3 protein-coding genes are annotated in these 2,536 nt (G+C 58.2%); 2 read left to right on the forward strand and 1 reads right to left on the reverse strand.

Features of this window, described 5'->3' with window-relative positions; translation table 11 throughout:
• Window positions 1–332: 332 nt before the first annotated feature.
• On the forward strand, window positions 333–1,631 hold the full coding sequence (locus tag WAW39_RS11080) for a hypothetical protein (RefSeq protein WP_422318722.1): 1,299 nt from the start codon (window positions 333–335) through the stop codon (window positions 1,629–1,631).
• Window positions 1,632–1,694: 63 nt separating this feature from the next.
• The gene (locus WAW39_RS11085; RefSeq protein ID WP_422318724.1) at window positions 1,695–1,862 is read left to right on the forward strand and encodes a hypothetical protein; all 168 of its coding nucleotides are present in this window, start codon (window positions 1,695–1,697) and stop codon (window positions 1,860–1,862) included.
• A 63-nt stretch (window positions 1,863–1,925) separates the two neighbouring features.
• Here WAW39_RS11085 and WAW39_RS11090 read toward each other — a convergent pair.
• Window positions 1,926–2,536, reverse strand: a 611-nt coding sequence (locus tag WAW39_RS11090; protein ID WP_422318726.1) for a hypothetical protein, incomplete at its 5' end; no start/stop codon positions are given.

Raw genomic sequence — 2,536 nt, forward strand, 5'->3', positions numbered from 1 at the left:
GCTTGGAGTGATGGAGCGAGGAAGGCTAGCGCGAAACATGCGAGAGGGGGCAGAAGACGGTAAAGCATGGCGGGAAAGCAAAGAATGACGAGTGCAAACGGACGGTCGATGCTGCGTCTCACACCGAATTATTTTACGAGCAAACGGCTGTTTAATTTTAGATTTTACGGTAATTAATATATCTAATGGGTAAAAAATAAATTGTATTGTCTTATGGCTGTTAATGGATCAGTAATCGCGTGTAATTACCAAGAAAATGTATGCATATCATTTGCTCAGCTGAGAGTTCCACGCAGTTTTCATCCCGTTCGTTTCCCTGTCTCTTAAAGGCAATGCTTGCCGCAGCAGGGCTGAGCGTGGGCCTCTCCGGATGTGTCGTGGGCGAGTTCGTCAACTATGCCAGCCACGTTGGGAGCGGCCACTTCGAGCGCCTCAATAAACAGCGAGATCTGGAAAGAGTCGCCCGAGACTGGTGTCTCGCCATTCGTGCCAGTCAGGTGATTCCTGTTTATCCCTTGGATGAGGATGTCCAGGTGGGGGATGTGTTCGTTGTGGATACGCCCATCGACAAGCTGAAGAAATACTGGAATTCCCGGGGCTATCTGCCGATCGACCATCGCTTCGGCCGCTTTCAGCCAACCGGCTACAGCAAGTACTACCTGGGACAGGCCTACGGCGTTACAGAGAAGTCGGTGCTGCCCGCCATGTGGCAGTCCTCCCGCACACCAGACAAGTGGGTGTCGGAGCCGAGCGCGTTTCCCACTATCCCCGTGCAGAAGGCGGGCGAGACAGATGCGGCCTTCAAGACCCGGCAGGAGCAACTCCTGCTGAGCACAAACTGGCCGCTGGCACCGCGTGTGGGCTTCCCCTCCTATTCGTTCAAGGTCCGCGCTGGGGAGGGCTTCAATGGCGCCTTGCCACTGCAGGGCGTGCCCGTCATGCTTGGCGCTCTGGGCGCACGCTCAGTCACCGGTTCGGTGAGCTTGAGCGATGCTTACACCTACGGCATCGACGAGTCCACGCTGCGCGAAGATCTCTATCGCTGGAGCATCCAGCCCAAGATCAAAGGACATCTCTCCGGATATGAGATCCCCCCGGATGACAAGCGCTTTGGCAAGCAGTGGAATTATGTCCGCGTGGTGACACGGGTGTACCTTCTGCGCAGCGTGCAGGTGAGCTTGGTCAATCAAGACTCCTCGGCATGGCGGCTCAGCGCTGGCGCGCCCAAGCAAAGCGCCGACACTGCTGCGGAGGCGGTGGTGCTTCAAAAGAAGGAAACCGACCTCCAGCAGGCGTTGTCGGTGGCTCTCGCCAATCAAAGTCTTGCCGCGACAGATCCCGCAGCGGCGGCTGAGGTGAAAAATGTTCCTGCGGCCGCCATCAAGCTGGCCGAAGAGCGCGCAGCCATGAAGGACAAGTACGGCGGCTTTGTCCTGCCGGGCGGCACCGTTTCCGTCTCCTCGGCCACGGAAAGGTCCATCTCCATGAATGAGTCGTTCGCACGGCCGATCGTGATCGGTTACCACGCGCTGGAGTTTCCCATCGGAGAGGACGGCGCTCTCGATCTCGCCCGCCCCGTCTCTTCATTCAGCCGCATGGATTACCTGAAGGTACCCTTCACCAAGGAGTAAAACGTCAATGCCGCGACCCTCATTTGGAAACTTGACTCAACATCAACATCAACATCCACTACCATGCCAAAAAAAGGTGCTCATGTGATTGAACGTCGCCGCGTCCATGCCTCAAATGGCGAGGAGGCGAAAGACAAGGTCCGCCCGGAATTCCCTCCGCCAAGGTATATCTTGCGCTCTCATTTCATCGGCGGTGACGTTTGGGAAGTGGAGGTGTTTGACACGCAGTAGCCCGGCGGCTGCCAGCCTTCGCCACAGAGCCGCCGCAGGTTGCCAGCCAGCCAGCGGCGCACCTCACTTCACCTCCGCCACGTCCACCACATTGAGCTGGATGAACTGGCCGTTAAAAGGCTGCGGGGCAGGGGAGACTTCGGGGACGACGAGTTTGGCGAAGTTGGTGATCATGTGGCCGTTCTGGCCGTTGCCGTGAAGGGTGAGCGTGGCGCCGCCTTCGACTTCGATGGTGGCGGTGTAGTCGATGGTGAAGATCTTGTGGCCCACCTTGTCCTGGCGGTTGAAGAAGAAATGCTGCGCCGGGGAGGAGACGGTGAGCTGGTAGATGTTGTAGGTGGCGTTGTTGGGTGCGCCGCCGATGTAGAAGTATTCGCTCACCTGCTGGCCGTCCTTGTACATCATGGGCTCCACCACGCCGCGCACGCGCAGGGTCACCTTGTAGCGCTTGCCGGGCTCGCCGCCAAACTTGCGCACGTCGGTGAACTTGTCGTTGGTTGCGGGATCATTCGTCGCACGCGCGGAGATGCCGTCAGCGCCGGGCTTGGGGTTTTCCGGCATGGGGTCCTTGCAGGCGAATTCGAAACGGTAGCCATCCAGACTGGCGGCGACGGCTTTTAAATCCTCCGCTTGAGAAACGGGTGCGACGCAGAGGGTGATGGCGAGAAGGAGGG

The sequence above is a fragment of the Prosthecobacter sp. genome (assembly GCF_049294395.1).
GTDB lineage: Bacteria > Verrucomicrobiota > Verrucomicrobiia > Verrucomicrobiales > Verrucomicrobiaceae > Prosthecobacter.